The sequence below is a fragment of the Streptomyces sp. NPDC093510 genome (assembly GCF_040683555.1).
Classification (GTDB): Bacteria; Actinomycetota; Actinomycetes; order Streptomycetales; family Streptomycetaceae; genus Streptomyces.
The window spans coordinates 136,217-155,829 of sequence record NZ_JBFBEE010000007.1; the positions used below are offsets into that span (position 1 = coordinate 136,217).

2 protein-coding genes are annotated in these 19,613 nt (G+C 73.4%); both read right to left on the reverse strand.

Annotation, left to right across the window (positions count from 1 at the left end; translation table 11 throughout):
- Positions 1-15: 15 nt before the first annotated feature.
- The gene (locus AB0N81_RS13395; protein WP_365357930.1) at positions 16-12,789 is read right to left on the reverse strand and encodes an SDR family NAD(P)-dependent oxidoreductase; all 12,774 of its coding nucleotides are present in this window, start codon (positions 12,787-12,789) and stop codon (positions 16-18) included.
- Positions 12,790-12,841: 52 nt separating this feature from the next.
- Positions 12,842-19,609 (reverse strand): type I polyketide synthase, encoded by a 6,768-nt coding sequence (locus AB0N81_RS13400; RefSeq protein ID WP_365357931.1) that lies wholly within the window; start codon positions 19,607-19,609, stop codon positions 12,842-12,844.
- Positions 19,610-19,613: the final 4 nt, after the last annotated feature.

Below are 19,613 nucleotides of genomic sequence, written 5' to 3' on the forward strand. Positions count from 1 at the left end.
CGGGAGGGACGGAGGTCACAGTTCTCGGTCGATGAACGCGAACATCTCGTCGTCGGACACGTCGTCGAGGGCGTCCAGGTCCGCCACGCCCGCCCCGCCGGGCGAGGTGCCGCCGCCGGCGCCGTTCAGCTTCGACAGCAGGGTGTTGAGGCGCCTGGTGACCCGGCCGCGCGCGTCGTCGTCGAGGGCGAGGGCGTCCAGGGAGGACTCGATCCTGCCGAGTTCGTTGAGGACGGGGTCCCCGGCGTCCTTGAGGGGCGGCGGTGCGCCGTCGAGTGACAGGCGCTCCAGGAGGTGGTCGACGAGCGTGGCGGACTCGGGATAGTCGAAGACGAGCGCCGCGGGCAGCTTCAGGCCGGTGGCGGCCGCGAGCCGGTTGCGCAGTTCGACGGCGGTCAGCGAGTCGAAGCCGAGTTCCTTGAACGACGTGTCCGGGCGGACCGCGTCGTGGTCGGTGTGCCCGAGGACGCCGGCGACGTTGCCGCGGACGAGGTCGAGCAGCAGACGGCGCCGTTCGGCGGCCGGCAGTCCGGCGAGCCGGTCGGCGAGACCGTCCGCCGAGGCGGCGGTGCCCGCGGCCGCGGTGCGCCGGGCGGTTCGGACGCCGGGGGCCGCAGCGTCGGCCAGGGCGCGCAGGAGGGCGGGCCGGGAGGTGGCGGGCTGCGCGGCGACGGTACGCGCGTCGAGGTCCACCGCGACGACGTACGGACGGCCGTGGACGCGGGCGGCGTCCAGGAGGGCCAGGCCGCCTTCGGTGGTCAGCGGGGTGAACCCGGTGCGCTTCATGCGTGCCAGGTCCGTCTCGCCCAGGTGCCCGGTCATGCCGCTCGCGGTCTGCCACAGGCCCCAGCCGATGGAGAGACCGGCCAGCCCCTCGGCGCGGCGGTTGTGGACGAGTGCGTCGCAATAGGCGTTCGCCGCCGCGTAGTTGGCCTGCCCGGGGCTGCCGAGCGTCGCGGCGCCGGAGGAGAAGACGACGAACAGGCCGAGGCGCGCCTCCCGCGTCGCCTCGTGCAGGAGCCGTGCGGCCGTCGCCTTCGCCGCCCACACCCGCGCGAGGCTCTCGGGGGTCTGCGCGGTGACCACGGCGTCGTCCAGGACGCCGGCCGCGTGGATCACGCCGGTCAGCGGGTGCGCCGGATCGGTCTTGCCGACGAGTTCCGCCACGGCTTCCGGATCACCGACGTCGGCGGCCACGAGGGTCACCTCGGCGCCGAACTCCTCAATTTTCGCCGCTAGTTCACTGCTCCCCGGCGCTTCGGGGCCACGTCGTCCCGCCAGCAGCAGGTGTCGTACGCCCCACTCCTTGACCAGGTGTTCCGCGACCGCGGCTGCGAGGACGCCGGTTCCGCCGGTGATGAGGACCGTGCCGTCCGGGTCGAGGGCGGGCGGGATCTCCAGCACCAGCTTGCCGGTGTGCTTCGCCTGGCTCATGAACCGGAACGCCGCACGCGCCCGGCCCAGCGGCCACGTCGTGACCGGCAGCGGCGCAAGCGCACCGGAGGCGAACAACTCGCCCATTTCCGCCAGCATTTCGCCGATCCGGTCGGGGCCCGCGTGGGGCACCAGGTCGAAGGCCCGGTACCACGCGCCCGCGTGGTCGGCCGCGACCCGGTCGGGGTCACGCTTGTCGGTCTTGCCCATGTCGACCATGCGCCCGCCCTCGGCGAGCAGGCGCAGCGAGGCGTCGGTGAACTCCCCGGCCAGACTGTTGAGTACGACGTCCATGCCGCGTCCGCCCGTCGCCTCCCGCAGGATCTCCTCGAAGCCGAGGTCGCGGGAGGAGGCACGGTGGGCTTCGTCGATGCCCATGGCTTCGAGCACGCCGTGCTTGGCGGGGCTCGCGGTGGCGTACACCTCGGCGCCCAGGTGGCGGGCGATCTGCGCGGCGGCCATGCCCACCCCGCCGGTCCCGGCGTGGATGAGCAGCGATTCGCCCGCCCGGAGGCGGCCGAGATCCACCAGCCCGTACCAGGCGGTCAGGAACACCACGGGCACCGCCGCGGCCTCCTGGAGGCTCCAGCCCTCCGGTACGGGGACGACCATCCTGGCGTCCGCGACCGCGAGCGGCGCGAAAGCGCCCTCGAAGAGGCCCATCACCCGGTCACCGACCGACAGATGGGTGACACCGGGACCGACCTCGGTCACATACCCCGCACCCTCGCTCCCCGCGAACGTCCCCTTGTCGGGATACATGCCCAGCGCGATCAGCACGTCACGGAAGTTCATGCCGGCCGCCCGTACGGAGATCCGCACCTGGCCGGATTCGAGCGGGGCGAGCGCCTCCGGGGCATCGATCACGGCCAGGTTGTCCAGGGTGGCCGTGCCGGAGGTACGGAGGCGCCAGACGGGCGTACCGACCGGCGGGACGAGTTCTTCAGGGGGACCGGCGGGTGTCAACCGGGGCACGGACAATACCCCGTCGCGGAGGGCGAGTTGCGGTTCGTCGAGCACCTCGATGGCGTGGCGCAGGGCGGCTTGGGGCAGCCCCTCGGTCTCCAAGGGCAGTCCCCCGACCTCCGGGGGCAGTCCCCCGGCCTCCGGGGGCAGTCCCCCGGCCTCCGGGGGCAGTCCCCCGACCTCCGGGGAAAGATCGTCGTCGAGGTCGAGCAGGACGAAACGGCCGGGGTTCTCCGACTGGGCGCTGCGGACGAGGCCCCACGCGGCGGCTGCCGACGCGTTCACGTTTCCGGTGCCGGTGCCGGTGCCGGTGCCGGTGCCGTCTTGGTCACCGGCGCTGGCGCTGGCGGTGGCGGTGGCGGTGGCGGTGGGCATCGCACCTCGTGTCACCACGACGAGGCGGGACTCTGTGAGCTCAGGCGCGGCGAGGAACTCCTGCACCAGCGACAACACCCTCTCGGCGACCAGCAGGCCGTCGACGTCGCCGTTCCGGTCACCGGCGGCAGAGGTGCCGACGGGAGCGAGCACGGCCCAGGGCGCCTCACCACGCGACACCGACGACACGACGTCGTCCAAGCCCAGCTCATCGGTGAGCGCGACCCAGCCGCCGCCCGTGAGGTCCGCGAGGTCTCCAGAGCTTCCTGCGCCACCTGACCCTTCGGTCTGCGGGGCCGGAAGGGGCGTCCAGTCGACGGTGTAGAGCCCGTCGACACCACCTCGGGCCGATGCCGCAGCCAGTTGGCCGGGGTCGGCCGCGCGGAGGGTCAGGGCGTCGACCGTCAGGACGGGCGCGCCGGTGGCGTCGGCGACGACGACCTTGAGGTCACCCTCGGCCGACTCTCCTTCCGGGGATAGCCGGACACGGACATGGGTCGCACCCTCCGCGCTCAGCGACACCCCGCTCCACACGAACGGCAGCCACATCCGACCATCGGCGGGCCGGTCGAGGAGCATCAGCGGATGCAGGGCGGCATCCAGCAGTGCCGGGTGAATCCCGAACCCGTCCTGAGTGCCTGCCTGTTCGGGCAACTGCACCTCGGCGAGCAGCTCCGTCCCGTGCCGCCACAGTGACCGCACACCCTGGAACGCCGGGCCGTACGCGTAACCGGCCTCCGCGGCCAGCTCGTAGAAGTCCTCCACGTCCACCGGCTCCGCACCGGTCGGAGGCCACTGGCCTCCCAACTCAGCCGCAACGCCGGGCGTTTCCGAGCTCACCACACCGACCGCATGACACAGCCAGGCCGAGACCCCGCCCACCTGATCCGGGCGCGAGTACACGCGTACGTCGCGTCGGCCGCTCTGCTCATCGGCGGCGCCGACGGTCACCTGGATCCGCAGGCCGCCGGACTCGGGCAGCACCAGCGGCGCCTGCAACATCAGCTCGTCCAGGGTGGCGCAGCCCGCCTCGTCCGCGGCCCGCAGCACCCACTCGACCAGCGCCGTCCCCGGCACCAGAACCGTCCCCGCCACGACGTGTTCGCAGAGCCAGGAGGGGGACTTGCGCGAGAGCCGCCCCGTGAGCAAGTACACGTCGCTCTCAGCGAGTTCCACACAGGCACCGAGGAGTGGATGACCGGCGGACACCATGCCGAGGTCGGCGGCGTCCCCGGCGATTCCGGCGGGCTCCTCCAGCCAGTAGTGCTGGTGCTGGAAGGCGTAGGTGGGTAGATCGACGGTACGGGGGGTCCCCGGCTCGGCCGGGAACCAGCGCCGCCAGTCGACGTCGGCCCCGGCGGTGAACGCGTGGGCGGCGGCGCGGGCGAGCTGGGCGGCGTCGCCGTGGTCGCGCCGCAGGGTGGGCACGACGGTGGCGGTCACATCCGCCTGCTCGATGGTCTCTTCCATGCCGAGGTTGAGGACGGGGTGGGGGCTGGCCTCGATGAACAGGCGGTAGCCATCGGCCAGCAGGGTTTCGATGGTGTCGGCGAAGCGGACGGGTTGGCGGAGGTTGGTGACCCAGTAGCCGGTGTCCAGCGCCGTGGTGTCGGCCAGCCGCTCGGCGGAGACCGTCGAATAGAACGCCACGTCGGTGGGGGTGGGCTCGATCCCGGTCAGGCGCTCGGTGAGGAGGTCGTGGAGCTGGTCGATCTGGGGGCCGTGGGAGGCGTAGCCGACGTCGATGACGCGAGCCCGGAGCCCCTGCTCCTCCGCGTCTGCGACCACGGCGGCCACGTGCTCGGGCGGGCCCGAAATGACGGTGGATGAGGGCCCGTTGACGGCGGCGACGCACACGCCCGGCCGGTCTCCGATGAGCTCGGTGGCCTGCCCGGCGCTGGTGCCGAGGGAGGCCATGTCGCCGTGCCCTTGCAGCTGACGGAGTGCGTCACTGCGTACGGCTACGATCCGCGCCGTATCCTCCAGTGACAACGCGCCCGCGACGCACGCGGCAGCCATCTCCCCCTGCGAATGCCCCACCACGGCGGCCGGGGTGATCCCGTAATCAGCCCAGACAGCAGCGAGCGACACCATGACCGCCCACAACACCGGCTGCACGACCTCGACACGGGACAGCTCACTCTCGTCCCCGCGCAACACCTCCGTCAGCGACCAGTCCACATACGCCGACAGCGCCCGCTCACACTCCGCGATCCGCGCGGCGAACACCGGTGACTCATCGAGAAGTTGGGCACCCATACCCATCCACTGCGACCCCTGCCCCGGAAACACCAACACCGCACCAGCACCACCGGAAGCCGCGTTACCAGCCACGACATCCGAGGACACCGCCCCCGAGGCCAGAGCCTGCACACCGGCGATCAGTTCCTCCCGGCCCCGGCCCACCACCACGGCCCGGTGCTCGAACACCGACCGAGTCGTGGCCAATGACCAGCCCACCTCCAAAGGCAACACATCCGCGCCCTCAGCCACGAACTCCCCCAACCGACGCGCCTGTTCACGCAACGCATCCGGAGTCCGCCCGGAAACCACCCACGGCACCAACCCCGCCCCACCGGGCAACGCGGACCCAACGTCAGGCACCGTCTCCGTCGGCGCCTCCTCCAGGATCAGATGCGCGTTCGTGCCCGAGATGCCGAAGGACGACACCCCGGCCCGCCGCGTGCGGCCGCCGCGGGACCACGGGACCGGTTCGGTCAGGAGACGTACGCCGCCGCCGTCCCACTCCACGTGCGGGGTCGGCTCGTCGACGTGCAGGGTGGTGGGAAGCTGCTCGTGGCGCAGCGCCATCACCATCTTGATGACACCCGCCACGCCCGCGGCGGCCTGCGTATGCCCGATGTTCGACTTCACCGAACCCAGCCACAACGGCCGTTCCTTCGACCGCCCCTGCCCGTACGTCGCCAACAACGCCTGCGCCTCGATCGGATCACCCAGCGTGGTGCCGGTGCCATGCGCCTCGACCACGTCGATGTCCCCGGGCGCGCGGCCCGCGCCGGCCAGGGCGGCGCGGATGACCCGCTCCTGCGAGGGGCCGTTCGGGGCGGTCATCCCGTTGCTCGCGCCGTCCTGGTTCACGGCCGAGCCACGCAGCAGGGCGAGTACTCGATGTCCCTTGCGGCGCGCGTCGGAGAGGCGCTCCAGGACGACGAGTCCTGCGCCCTCGCCCCAGCCGGTTCCGTCGGCGGTGGCGGCGAACGGCTTGCAGCGGCCGTCGGGGGCCAGTCCGCGCTGGCGGGAGAATTCCACGAAGGTGTTCGGGGTGGCCATCACGGTCACGCCGCCCGCGAGGGCGAGTTCGCACTCTCCCTGGCGCAGCGCCTGGGCCGCCAGGTGCATGGCGACGAGCGAGGAGGAGCACGCGGTGTCGACCGTGATGGCGGGGCCCTCCAGGCCGAAGGTGTACGCGACCCGGCCCGAGGCCACGCTCGGCGTGCTGCCGGTCATGATGCGTCCCTCGAAACCGTCCGGCTTGCGGGCGAGGAAGCGGGAACCGTAGTCGTCGTACATGATCCCGGTGATGACACCGCACGGAGTGCCGCGCAGCGTGGCCGGGTCGATGCCCGCGTGTTCGAACGCCTGCCAGGCGGTTTCGAGGAGCAGGCGCTGCTGCGGGTCGGTGGCGGCCGCCTCGCGCGGGCTGATGCCGAAGAAGCCGGCGTCGAACCGTGCGGCGTCGTAGAGGAAACCGCCTTCCCGCGTGTAGCTGTGACCGACCTGCTCGGGGTCGGGGTCGAAGAGGCCTGCCGTGTCCCAGCCGCGGTCCTCGGGGAACGGGCCGATGGCGTCGGTGCCGGTGGACACGAGCTGCCACAGCTGCTCGGGCGAGGTCACGCCGCCCGGGTAGCGGCAGGCCATCCCGACGATGGCGATCGGGTCGTCGTCGGAGGCGGTGGCGCGTGCCGTCGGTACGGGGGCGGCCGGGGAAGTGTGCTGGTCACTGTCGGGAAGGTGGCCGCGGAGGTGGCGTACGAGAGCGGTGGGACTCGGGTGGTCGAAGATGAGGGTGGCGGGCAGCCGGATGCCGGTGGCCGTGGAGAGGCGGTTGCGCAGCTCCAGGGCGGTCAGCGAGTCGAAGCCCAACTCCTGGAAGGCGCGGCCAAGGTCGATGGAGTGGGGCGAGGGGTGGGCCAGTACGGTCGCGACCTGTTCGCGGATGAGATCGCTCAGGGCGCGGTCGCGGTCGGCGGCGGGCAGCCGGGCCAGGCGGGCGCTCCACGAGGAGGGCGCGGCGGCGTCCATGGCGGACCTGTCGGATGCGGCGGACGTGGCTGCCGCGGTGGTGCGAGGAGTGCGAGGAGTGCGTACCAGTCCGCGCAGGGCGGGTTGCAGGGTGCGGGCGGCGGCCTGGCCGCGCAGCACGGCGCGGTCGAAGCGGGTGGCGAGAACCGTGGGATGCGGGGCGGTCAGGGCTGCGTCGAAGAGGGACAGGGCCTGCTCGTCGGTCAGGCCGGTCACTCCGGTGCGGTGGATGCGGGCGCGGTCGGTGTCGCCGAGCCGCGCGGCCATGCCGCCGGACGCGGACTCCCACAGCCCCCAGGCGATGGAGGTGGCGGCGAGGCCGTGGGCGCGGCGGTGTTCGGCGAGGGTGTTGAGGAATGCGTTGGCGGCCGCGTAGTTGGCTTGGCCGCCGTTGCCGAGGACGGAGGCGCCGGAGGAGAAGAGGACGAAGGCCGCCAGGTCCTTGTCGCGGGTGAGTTCGTGCAGGTGCCAGGCCGCGTCGGCCTTGGGCGCGAGGACGGCGTCGAGCCGCTCGGGGGTCATCGTCGCGATGAGGCTGTCGTCGATGACGCCCGCGGTGTGGACGACGGCGGTGAGCGGGTGCGCGGCGGGAATGTCCGCCAGGAGTCCGGTCGCCGCGTCGGGGTCGGTGATGTCGCAGGCGGCGACGCGTACGTCCACTCCGTCGTCCGCGAGGTCGGCGCGCAGTTCGGCGATGCCCTCGGCGGCCTCGCCCCGGCGGCTGACGAGGAGCAGGTGGCGGGCGCCGTACGTGGTGGCCAGGTGGCGGGCGACGGCCCGGCCGAGGCCGCCGGTTCCGCCCGTGATCAGGACGGTGCCCTCGGGGGCGAGGCGGAGCGCAGGGGTGTCGGCCCCGGGCGGGGTGGCGGCGAGGCGCGGCACGTACGCCGTGCCCGCGCGCAGGGCGAGCTGCGTTTCGGCGTGGGTGGTCGCGGCGGCCAGGGCTGCGGGCAGGGCCTGGCGTGACGCGGGGGCCTGGTCGAGGTCGACGAGCAGGACGCGGTCGGGCTGTTCGGCCTGGGCGGCACGGATCAGGCCCCACAGGGGCGCGGTGGTCAGGTCGGCGGGCCCGTCGCCCGCGCGGGCGGTCACGGCGCCGGTGGTGAGGACGACGAGGCGGGCGGCGGTGAGGCTGTCCGCGGTGAGCCAGTCGCGCAGCAGTTCCAGGACGTGCTGGGCGTGGGCCCGCACCTGTGTGGGCACACCCTCCGCGCCTGGGGCGAGGGAGGTGCCTGGGGCGAGTGGGACCGGGAAGGGTGCGACGACGACGTCCGGGACCGCTCCGCCATTCGCGACGGCGGCTTTCAGAGCGTCCAGGTCGGGGTGGTGCGTGGCGTACGGGAGGCCCGCGTCCGCGTCGTCGGGCCCGAGCACAGCCCAGGCACCGGCGGCGGGAACAGTGCCGGGCAGCGGCCGGGGCAGCGGCAGTTGCTGCCAGTCCAGGTGGTGCAGAGGCGCGGTCGCGGTGGTGCGGGCCGCGCGCCAGCGGTCGGCGGGGATGAGCCGCAGCTGGAGCGTGTCGACCGTCGCGACCGGGGCTCCCTCGCTGTCGGTCAGGGACAGCCGCAGCTGATCGTCGCCCTGGGCGCTGAGGCGGACCCGCAGCCGTGTCGCGCCTGTGGCGTGATGGCGTATGTCGCTGAAGGAGAACGGCAGCCGTACGGGCGCGTCCGCGTCGCCCGCGCCTCCGTCCCCACGCTGGCCCTCGCCGCCGCTGTCGCCGCCACTGTCGCTGTCGTTGTCGTTGTCGTTGTCGTTGTACAGCTCGTCCACGGCGTGCAGGGCGGCGTCGAGCAGGGCCGGGTGGAGGGCGAACGCGGCGGCGTGGGCCCGCTGTTCGTCGTCGAGGCGGACGTCCGCGTACAGGTCGTCGCCGTGCCGCCAGGCGGCGTGGACGGCCCGGAAGGCGGGCCCGTAGCTGTAGCCCTGTGCGTCGAGTCGGGTGTACAGCGCGTCGACGTCAAGGGCGGTGGCGTCGACGGGGGGCCAGGGGGCGGCGTCGGGGGCGGGCTCTTCGACGGCGGGGCTCGCACTGAGGACGCCGGTGGCGTGACGGCGCCAGCCGGGAGCGTCGTCACCCATGGTGCCCGCATCGCCGACACCACCGGCGTCACCGACTTCACCGGCGTCACTCCCGTCGCCGGCAGGGCGGGAGTGGACGGTGAGGGTGCGGCGGCCGGACGCGTCGGGCGCGCCGAGAGCGAGCTGCACTTCCACGGCGGCCACGGCGACTACGACACCCGTATCCGCACCCGCGCCCGCCCCCGAACCGACGCCCGCCTCCGCACTTGTCTCATCGAGCAGCAGCGGCGTTTCCAACGTCAGGTCGTCGATGGTGTCGCAGTCGGCGTGGCGCCCGGCGAGCAGGGCGAGTTCGACGAAGGCGGTGGCGGGGAGGGGTACGCCGCCCGCGATGGCGTGGTCGGCGAGCCACGGATGCGTACGCAGGGACAGGCGTCCCGCGAGCAGGACGCCGCCGTCGGCCTGCCGGATGACGGCGGGCAGCAGCGGGTGTCCGGTCTCCTGGAGTCCTGCGGCGCGCGCCGGTGCGGCCGCGTCGGGAGCGACGCGCCAGTACCTCCGGCGCTGGAACCGGTAGGTGGGCAGCGGCAGTTGCTCGGTGTCGGCGGGGACGAGCGCGGTGAAGTCGGCCGGCTGCCCGTCGGTGTGGAGCGCGGCGACGGCGCTCAGCAGCGTGCGTGCCTCGTCGTGCCCGGTGCGCAGTGCGGCCGCGACGACCGGCTCGGCCTCCTCCTCGGCCACCGGGGTCGGGAGGCAGTCCCGCACCATCGTGGCGAGAACCGGGTCGGGCCCCAGCTCCAGGTACCGCACCACGCCCTCGCTGCCGAGCGTGCGCAGCCCGTCGTGGAACCGCACGGGACGGCGCACGTGCCGCACCCAGTACTCGGGGTCGGCGATCAGCTCCGCGCCGGCGAGGCCGCCGGTGAGGTTGGAGACGACGGGCAGCGTCGGCGCGCGGAAGGTCAGCCGTCGGGCCACGCCGCGGAAGTCGTCGAGCATCGGCTCGATGAGCGGTGAGTGGAAGGCGTGGCTGACGTTGAGGCGCTTGGTCTTGAGCCCGCGCCCGCGCAGGGCCTTCTCGGTCTCCGCGACGGCCGCGGCGTCACCGGAGACGACCACGGCGGCGGGGCCGTTGACGGCGGCGAGCGAGAGGCGCTCCTCCTGCCCCGCGAGCAACGGCAGTACGTCGTCCTCGGCCGCCTGCACGGCGAGCATCTCGCCGCCCGCGGGCAGGGCCTGCATGAGGCGGCCGCGGGCCGCGACCAGCGTGCAGGCGTCCGGCAGCGTGAGCACCCCGGCGACGTGCGCGGCGGCGATCTCGCCGACGGAGTGTCCCGTCAGATGGCTCGGGGTGATTCCGAAGGAGGTGACCAGGCGGTACAGGGCGACTTCGAGGGCGAACAGGGCGGCCTGCGTCATGCCGGTCCCGTGCAGCGCGGCCGCGTGCGCGGTGTCGGCGGGCGCGAACAGGACGGATTTCAGGGGCTGTTCGAGCAAGGGGTCCAGCTGGGCGCAGGTCTCGTCCAAGGACTCGGCGAAGGCGGCGAAGTCGGCGTACAACTCTGCGCCCATGCCGGGGCGTTGGCTGCCCTGGCCGGTGAAGAGGAACGCGGTGCCGCCGGTCCTGGCGGGGCCTACGGCGCGGATGAGGGCGGGGTGGGTGCGTCCGGCCGCGAGGGCGGCCAGCGCGGCGCCCCGCTCGCCGTGACCGGCACCGAGCACCACCGCGCGGTGCTCGAACAGGGTACGGCGCAGCAGGGTACCGGCGATGCCGCTCGCAAGGCTGTCGCCATCAGCCGCAGAGCCGACGGTGCCGGTCGAGAGGCTGCCGCCATCACCCTCGGTACCGACGACACCCTTCGCGAGACTGCCGCCATCACCCTCGGTACCGGCAACGCCCTTCGCGAGACTGCCACCATCAACCGCAGAGCCGACAGTGCCCTTCGCAAGACTGTCGCCATCAGCCTCGGTACCGACGACACCCTTCGCGAGACTGCCGCCATCACCCTCGGTACCGGCAACGCCCTTCGCGAGACTGCCGCCATCACCCTCGGTACCGGCAACGCCCTTCGCGAGGCCGTCGCCCTCAGCCGCAGAGCCGACAGTGCCGGTCGCGGAGCCGCCCCCGTCGGCCACCGCGCCGGTGATGTCGTCCGCGGAGGCCCCGGCGTGACGGGTGGCTACGTAGTCCGCCAGCGCGTCCCCCTGGGCGCGCAGCGCGTCGGGCGTGCGTGCGGACAGCAGCCACGGCATCGGCGTCCGTCGAGCCCCTCGGGCCTCCGTGGCGCCGACCCGCGCGACGGGCCGCGGCCCGCCCTCGGCACCGGCCACCGTTTCTCCGGCGTCGGCCGCGGGCGCCTCCTCCAGGATGAGGTGGGCGTTGGTGCCGGAGATGCCGAAGGAGGAGACGCCCGCCCGGCGTATCCGGTCGCCTCGCGGCCAGGCGACCGGCCCGGTGAGCAGCCGTACCGCGCCGGACTCCCAGTCGGCGTGCGGGGTGGGCTCGTCGGCGTACAGCGTGGCGGGGAGCGTCTCGTGCCGCAGCGCCTGGACCATCTTGATCAGGCCCGCCGCGCCGGCCGCGCCTTGGGTGTGGCCGATGTTGGACTTCACCGAGCCGAGCCACAGCGGCCGGCCCTCGTGCCGCTCCTGCCCGTACGTGGCGAGGAGCGCGTCGGCCTCGATGGGGTCGCCGAGCCGGGTGCCGGTGCCGTGCGCCTCGACCGCGTCCACCTCCGCGGGTGAGAGCCGCGCCCCGGCGAGGGCGGCACGGATCACGCGCTGCTGGGCGGGGCCGTTGGGGGCTGTGAGGCCGTTGCTCGCGCCGTCCTGGTTGACGGCCGAGCCGCGGATGACGGCGAGTACCCGGTGTCCGGCGCGGCGGGCGTCGGAGAGGCGTTCCAGTACGAGGAGTCCGGCGCCCTCGGAGAAGGCGGTGCCGTCGGCGGCGGCCGCGAAGGGCTTGCACCGGCCGTCGGCGGCCAGGCCGCGCTGGCGGGAGAACTCGGTGAACACGTACGGGGTGGTCATGACGGTGACGCCGCCCGCCAGCGCCAGGTCGCACTCGTGCTGCCGCAGCGCGTGGGCTGCCAGGTGCACGGCGACGAGCGACGACGAGCAGGCGGTGTCGATCGTCACCGCGGGGCCTTCGAGGCCGAAGGTGTAGGCGAGCCTGCCCGAGAGGACGCTCGGGGCACTGCCGGTGACCAGGTGGCCCTCGGCGGCCGGGTCGATGTGCGGGGTGCCGAAGCCGGGCAGCGCCGCACCCGCGTACACGCCGGTCCTGCTGCCCTGGAGGGACTGCGGGTCGATGCCCGCGCGCTCCAGCCCCTCCCAGGCGCACTCCAGGAGCAGTCGCTGCTGCGGGTCGAGGACCGCTGCCTCCCGGGGGCTGATGCCGAAGAACTCCGGGTCGAACAGGTCGGCGTCGTAGAGGAATCCGCCCTCGCGTGCGTAGCTGGTCCCCGGGTGGTCGGGGTCCGGGTGGAAGAGCCGCTCCAGGTCCCAGCCGCGGTTGTCGGGGAAGGCGCCCAGGGCGTTGCCGCCCGCGGAGACCAGGTCCCAGAGTGCTTCGGGGGTGCGGATGCCGCCGGGGTAGCGGCAGGCGGCCTCCACGACGGCCACGGGTTCCTGGCCGCGCTCCTCCGCCTCGCGCAGCCGCTGCCGGGTGGCGTGCAGGTCCGCGGAGACACGCTTGAGGTAGTCGACCAGTTTCTCTTCGCTCACCATGTGCGCTTCAGTCCCCCGCCCGTGATCGCGGCGTGTGTTGCCGGCATGCGGCTCACACCCCGAGTTCGTTGTCGATGAAGTCCAGTACTTGCTCGGCGGTGGCCGTCTCCAGCTGGTCCACCGCGTCGTCGCCGTCCGCCGCGGCGCCCGTCGTCGCCGTGAAGCGGGCGAGGAGTGCTTCCAGTCGGGCCGCGACGGCCGCCTCGTCCAGGCCCTGCGCGACGGCGGCGGACAGGGCGTGCTCGACCCGGGCCACCTCTTGCAGGACCTGGGCGGTGATGTCGCCGTTCGTGGCCCGCGTGCCCTCGGGGGCGAGGCGTTCGGCCAGGTGGGCGGCGAGTACGTGGGCCTGCGGGTAGTCGAAGACGAGGGCTGCCGGGAGTTTCAGGCCGGTCGCGGCGGCGAGCCGGTTGCGCAGTTCGACGGCGGTCAGCGAGTCGAAGCCGAGCTCCTTGAACGGGGTGTCCAGCTGGACCGCGTCCGGGTCCGCGTGCCCGAGTACGCCGGCCGCGTGGGTGCGCACCAGCCCGGTGAGGAGGTCGAGCCGCTCCTCCTCGGCGAGGTCGGCGAGCCTGCCTGCCCAGTCCGTCTCCCCGTCCGTCGTGGCCGCGGTGGGACGGGCGCCGGCGGGTGCTCCCGCCGCCGCCAGGGCGCGCAGTACGGCGGGGACCGGGGCGTCGGACGCGGCCGGGACGCGAGGGTCCAGGTCGAGGGCGAGCAGGTCGGGGCGGCCGTGGGCGCGCGCGGCGGCCAGCAGGGCACAGCCGCGCGCCGAACCGGTGGGCCGGATGCCGTACCGGTCGATACGGGCCCGGTCGGCCGCGGACAGCGTCCCGGTCAGACCACTGGTCGCCTCCCACAGCCCCCACGCCACGGACAGGCCAGGGAGGCCCTGCGCCCGCCGGAGAGCGGCCAGCGCGTCGCAATAGGCGTTGGCAGCCGCGTAGTTGGCCTGACCCGGGGTGCCCATGGTCGAGGCGAAGGAGGAGAACATGACGAACAGCCCGAGCCTCGACTCCTTCGTGGCCTCGTGCAGTTGGTGCGCGGCGGCGGCCTTGGCCGCCCACACCCGGGCCAGGCTTTCGGGGCTCTGCGAACCGATCAGCGCGTTGTCGAGCACCCCGGCGGCGTGCACGACTCCGGTCAGCGGATGCGCCGGATCGATCCCGGCGACCAGCGCGGCGGCCGCGCCGGGTTCGCTCACGTCGGCCGCCACAAAGGTGACCTCGGCACCCAACTCGGCGATGCGGTCGGCGAGTTCCCCCGCACCCGTCGCGGCGGCCCCGCTGCGGCTGACGATGAGCAGATGCCTGCTCTCCCCGGTACGCGCCAGGTGTTCGGCCACGGCGGCGCCGATGGTGCCGGTGCCGCCGGTGATGAGCACGGTCCCGTCGGGGTCGAGCGGCGCGGGCACGTCGAGCACCAGCTTCCCGGTGTGCTTCGCCTGACTCATGAACCGGAACGCCTCACGCGCCCGGCCCAGGGGCCACGCGGTCACGGGCAGCGGCACCAGCGCCCCGTCGGCGAAGAGCCCGCCGAGCCGGTCGAGCATCCGCCCGAGCCGCTCGGGCCCGGCGTCCGCGACCAGGTCGAAGGCTTCGTACGACACCCCTGGGTGCTCCAGCGCGATCAGCTCCGGGTCGCGCGGATCGCTCTTGCCCATCTCCACGAACCGCCCGCCGTCACCGAGCAACGTCAGTGAGGCATCGAGGAGTTCACCGGTAAGGCTGTTGAGTACGACATCCATGCCGCGGCCGCCCGTGGCCTGCCGGAAGGCGTCCTCGAAGGCGAGGTCCCGGGAGGAGGCCCGATGCGCGGCATCAATGCCCATCTCCTCCAGCACGGCGTGCTTGGCCGGACTCGCGGTGGCGAACACCTCCGCACCCACATGCCGGGCGATCTGCACGGCAGCCATCCCCACACCACCGGTGGCGGCATGAATCAGTACACGTTCGCCCGCCTTCAGACCGGCCAGCTCCACCAGCCCGTACCAAGCCGTCAGGAACGCGGCAGGGGCGGCGGCCGCCTGCCGGGTGTCCCAGCCGGCCGGTACGGGGGCGAGCATGCGCGCGTCGGCAACGGCCCACGGGCCGAAGGCACCGTCCAGCATGCCCATCACACGGTCGCCCACCGAAAGGCGGGTGACGCCGGGCCCGACCTCCGTCACCACCCCGGCCGCCTCGGTACCGGGCAGCGCGCCTGGGTCCGGGTACATGCCCAGGGCGATCAGCACGTCACGGAAGTTGACCCCCGCCGTGTGGACGGCGATGCGGACCTGACCCGGCTCCAACGGACGCAGCACCTCGTCACAGGGCTCCGCCGCGACGGCGTCCAGTGTTCCGGACCGCCCGCCCACCAGCCGCCACGCCTGCGCGCCGGGCGGCCCGGCGGGCTCGATGGGCTCGATGGGCTCGACGGGCTCGACGGGCTCGACGGCCCGCGCCCACCGGGGGACGGACACCTCCCCGCCGCGCAGGGCCACTTGAGGTTCGTCCGCCGCCACGGCACGTCGTACCGCGTCCACCACGGCGGTATCGGACACGTGAGTGAGGGGTGCGTCGGTGTCCAGGAGCACGAACCGGCCGGGGTTCTCCGACTGGGCGCTGCGCACGAGGCCCCAGACGGCAGCGGCGGCAGGGTCGATCGCACTTGCCGCGCCGGCCTCGCCGACCGCACTCACGGCGCCGCGGGTCACGAACACCAGGCGCGTCTGGTCCAGGCCCGGCGCGGCCATGAAGTCCTGGACGACGCTCAACACGCGTCCCGTGAGGGCGAGTCCGTCTCCGCCCGTGATGTCGGGGTCCACGGGGGCCAGGACCACGGAGGGCGGAGTGGCGGCATCGGCGAGCGCGCCCACTTCGCGGTAACGCCCAAGGCCGATGTCCGAGCCCGACCCCGAGTCCGGGCCCGACCCCGACCCCGAGCCCGACCCCGAGTCCGAGTCCGAGTCCGCGACCAGCTCGGTGAGGACGGCCGTCGCCGAGCCCGCCCAGTCGGCGGGACCTGCCGGACCACGACCGTCCGCGGCCGGCACGGAAAGTGGCGACCACCGCAGTTCGTAGAGCCCGTCCGCACCCGGCCCCGCGGCGGCCCGCACCTGCTGGGCGCTGGTCGACCGCAGTCGCAGCTCCGCGACGTCCGCCACGGGGCCACCGGCCGGATCGGTCACCGTCAGGGACACCGTCTCCTCTTCGCCCCCGCGCAGCCCCGCGAGCCGCACCCGCACGGTGGTGGCCTCGGAGGCCCAGAGCGAGACGCCGCTCCAGGTGAACGGCAGCAGCACCTGCCCGCCGCCGACCCCAGCTCCAAAACCCGCCCCTGCCCCTGCCCCTGCCCCATCCTCTGCCTGGGCGCCTTCCCGGCGCCGCTGGGCGAGCAGCGGATGCAAGGCCGCGTCCAGCAGCGCCGGATGAATCCCGAAGCCGGCCGGTGAACCGGCCTGCTCGGGCAGCTCCACCTCCGCCAGAAGGTCCTGACCGTGCCTCCACAGCGCCCGCAGCCCGCGGAACGCCGGACCGTACTCGTAGCCCGCGGCGGCGACACCCTCGTAGAAGCCGCTCAGCTCGACCGGCTCGGCTCCCGCCGGAGGCCACTGCCCGGCCTGCCTCGCCGGCCGGGCGACGGACTCGCGCCCCAGCTCACCGGCGGCATGGCACACCCACGCGGCGGCCGCGTCCTGCTCGGGACGCGAATACACGTGTACGTCGCGTCGGCCCTGCTCGTCCGCTCCGCCGACGGCCACCTGGATCTGGACACCGCCCGACTCGGGCAGCACCAAAGGCGCCCGCAACGTCAGTTCCTCCAGCGCGCCGCAGCCCGCCTCGTCCGCGGCCCGCAGCACCCACTCGACCAACGCCGCACCCGGCACCAGAACCGTCCCGGCCACTACATGCCCGCCCAGCCAGCCGCCACGTTCCGCGGAGACCCGGCCGTTCAGCACCACTCCCCCGTCGGCGAGGGCGACCACGGTGGGCAACTGCGCGTGCCCCGACTGCCCCGACCCGGCCCGGTCCCAGCCGCTGTCACGCGCCACGGAGTCGGCCAGCCAGTAGCGGCGGCGCTGGAAGGCGTAGGTGGGCAGATCGACGGTACGAGGGGTCGGGCCGGCCGGGAACCAGCGCCGCCAGTCGACGTCCGCCCCGGCGGTGAACGCATGTGCGGCCGCGCGGGCGAGCTGGGCGGCGTCGCCGTGATCGCGGCGCAGGGTGGGCACGACGGTGGCGGAGACATCCGCGCGCTCGATGGTCTCCTCCATACCGAGACCCAGCACCGGGTGCGCACTCGCCTCGATGAACAGACGGTAGCCATCCGCCAGGAGCGCTTCGATGGTGTCGGCGAAGCGGACGGGCTGGCGGAGGTTGGTCACCCAGTAGTCGGTGTCCAGCCTCGTGGTGTCGGCCAGCCGCTCGGCGGAGACCGTCGAATAGAACGCCACATCCGTGCTGGTGGGCTCAATCCTGGTCAGGCGCTCGGTGAGCAGGTCGTGAAGCTGGTCGATCTGAGGGCCGTGGGAGGCATAGCCGACATCGATGACGCGAGCCCGGAGCCCCTGCGCCTCCGCATCGGCGACCACGGCGGCCACGTGCTCGGGCGGACCCGAAATAACGGTGGAGGACGGCCCGTTGACGGCCGCGACGCACACACCAGGCCGGTCCCCGATGAGCTCGACGGCCTGCCCGGCACCGGTACCGAGGGAGGCCATGTCACCGTGCCCCTGCAACTGACGGAGGGCGTCACTGCGTACGGCTACGATCCGCGCCGCATCCTCCAACGACAACGCACCCGCAACACACGCGGCAGCCATCTCCCCCTGCGAATGCCCCACCACCGCGGCCGGGGTAATCCCGTAGTCCGCCCACACGGCGGCCAGCGACACCATGACCGCCCACAACACCGGCTGCACGACCTCGACGCGGGACAGTTCACTCCCGTCCCCGCGCAACACCTCCGTCAGCGACCACTCCACATACGCCGACAGCGCCCGCTCACACTCCGCGATCCGGGCCGCGAACACCGGCGACTCATCCAGCAGTTGAGCACCCATGCCCACCCACTGCGACCCCTGCCCGGGAAACACCAACACCGGCCCCGGACCCACATCACCCGCAACCCCGGACACCACCACATCCGACGCCGACACCGACGCCGACGCGTCACCCGCCGCCAACGCCCCAAGACCAGCCGTCAGCGCATCCCGGTACCGGCCCACGACCACGGCCCGGTGCTCGAACACCGACCGTGTCGTGGCCAGCGACCAGCCCACCTCCGAAGGCAGCGCCTCCGTGTCCCCCGCCACGAACTCGCCCAGCCGCCGCGCCTGTTCACGCAACGCATCCGGCGTCCGCCCGGAAACCACCCACGGCACCACCCCCGGCACCGACCCCGGCACGGCCCCCGCCCCGCCCGGCGACGCGGGCTCGGAATCAGGCGCCGTCTCCGTCGTCGGCGCCTCCTCCACGATCAGGTGCGCGTTCGTGCCCGAGATGCCGAAGGCGGACACCCCGGCCCGGCGCGGTCGGCCGGTCTCGGGCCACAGGGTGGGTTCCGTGACGACCTCGACCGCGCCCGCGTCCCAGTCGACGTGCGGGCTCAGTTCCTCGACGTGGAGGGTGGCGGGGACCAGGCCGTTGCGGATCGCCATGACGGTCTTGATGACGCCGGCGACACCCGCGGTGGCGTGGGTGTGACCGATGTTGGACTTGAGGGAGCCGAGGAGGAGGGGGCGGTCGCGGTGCTGCCCGTAGGTGGCGAGCAGCGCACCGGCCTCGATGGGGTCGCCCAGTTTGGTGCCGGTGCCGTGCGCCTCGACGGCGTCCACCTCGGCAGGGGTGAGGCGGGCATTGTCGAGGGCCGCGCGGATGACCTGTTCCTGCGCCGCGTCATTGGGAGCGGTCAGGCCGTTGCTGGCGCCGTCCTGGTTGACGGCCGAGCCGCGGATGACGGCCAGGATGTTGCGGCCGTTGCGGCGGGCGTCGGAGAGGCGTTCCAGGAGGATCAGGCCGATGCCCTCCGAGAATCCGGTGCCGTCCGCGGCGGCGGCGAACGGCTTGCAGCGGCCGTCGGGGGCCAGACCGCGCTGACGGCAGAACTCGGTGAACATCAGAGGGCTGGAGAGGACGAGCACGCCGCCCGCGAGAGCCAGGTCGCACTCGCGCTGGCGCAGCGCCTGGCTCGCCAGGTGGATCGCGACGAGAGAGGCGGAGCAGGCCGTGTCGACGGTGACGGCCGGGCCTTCCAGTCCGTAGTTGTAGGCCACCCGGCCCGAGATGACGCTTGTGAGGCTGCCGGTGGTGGCGTGCCCCTCGAACCCCTCGGGAATGCGCGGTAGTTGGGACATGTAGTCCTCGCTGGACACGCCCGCGTAGACGCCGGTGCGGCTGCCCTTGAGGGAGACGGGGTCGATGCCGGAACGCTCGAACAGTTCCCAGGACGTCTCCAGCATCAGCCTCTGCTGCGGGTCCATCGCCAGCGCTTCCCGCGGGCTGATGCCGAAGAAGTCTGCGTCGAAGGAGCCCGCGTCGTCCACGAACCCGCCGTGGCGCACGTAGCTGGTGCCGTAGGCGGCCGGGTCCGGGTGGTAGAGCGCGTCCAGGTCCCAGCCCCGGTCGGTGGGGAAGTCCTCGATGGCGTCCTTGCCCGCGACGACCAGGTCCCAGAGGTCCTCCGGGGAGGCCACGCCGCCGGGGAAGCGGCACGCCATGCCGACCACGGCCACCGGCTCCTGCCTACGGTCCTCCTCCTGCACGAGGCGCCGACGCGTGTCGTGGAGCTCGGTGGTCACCCTGCGCAGATATTCGACCAGTTGCTCTTCACTCGCCATGTGG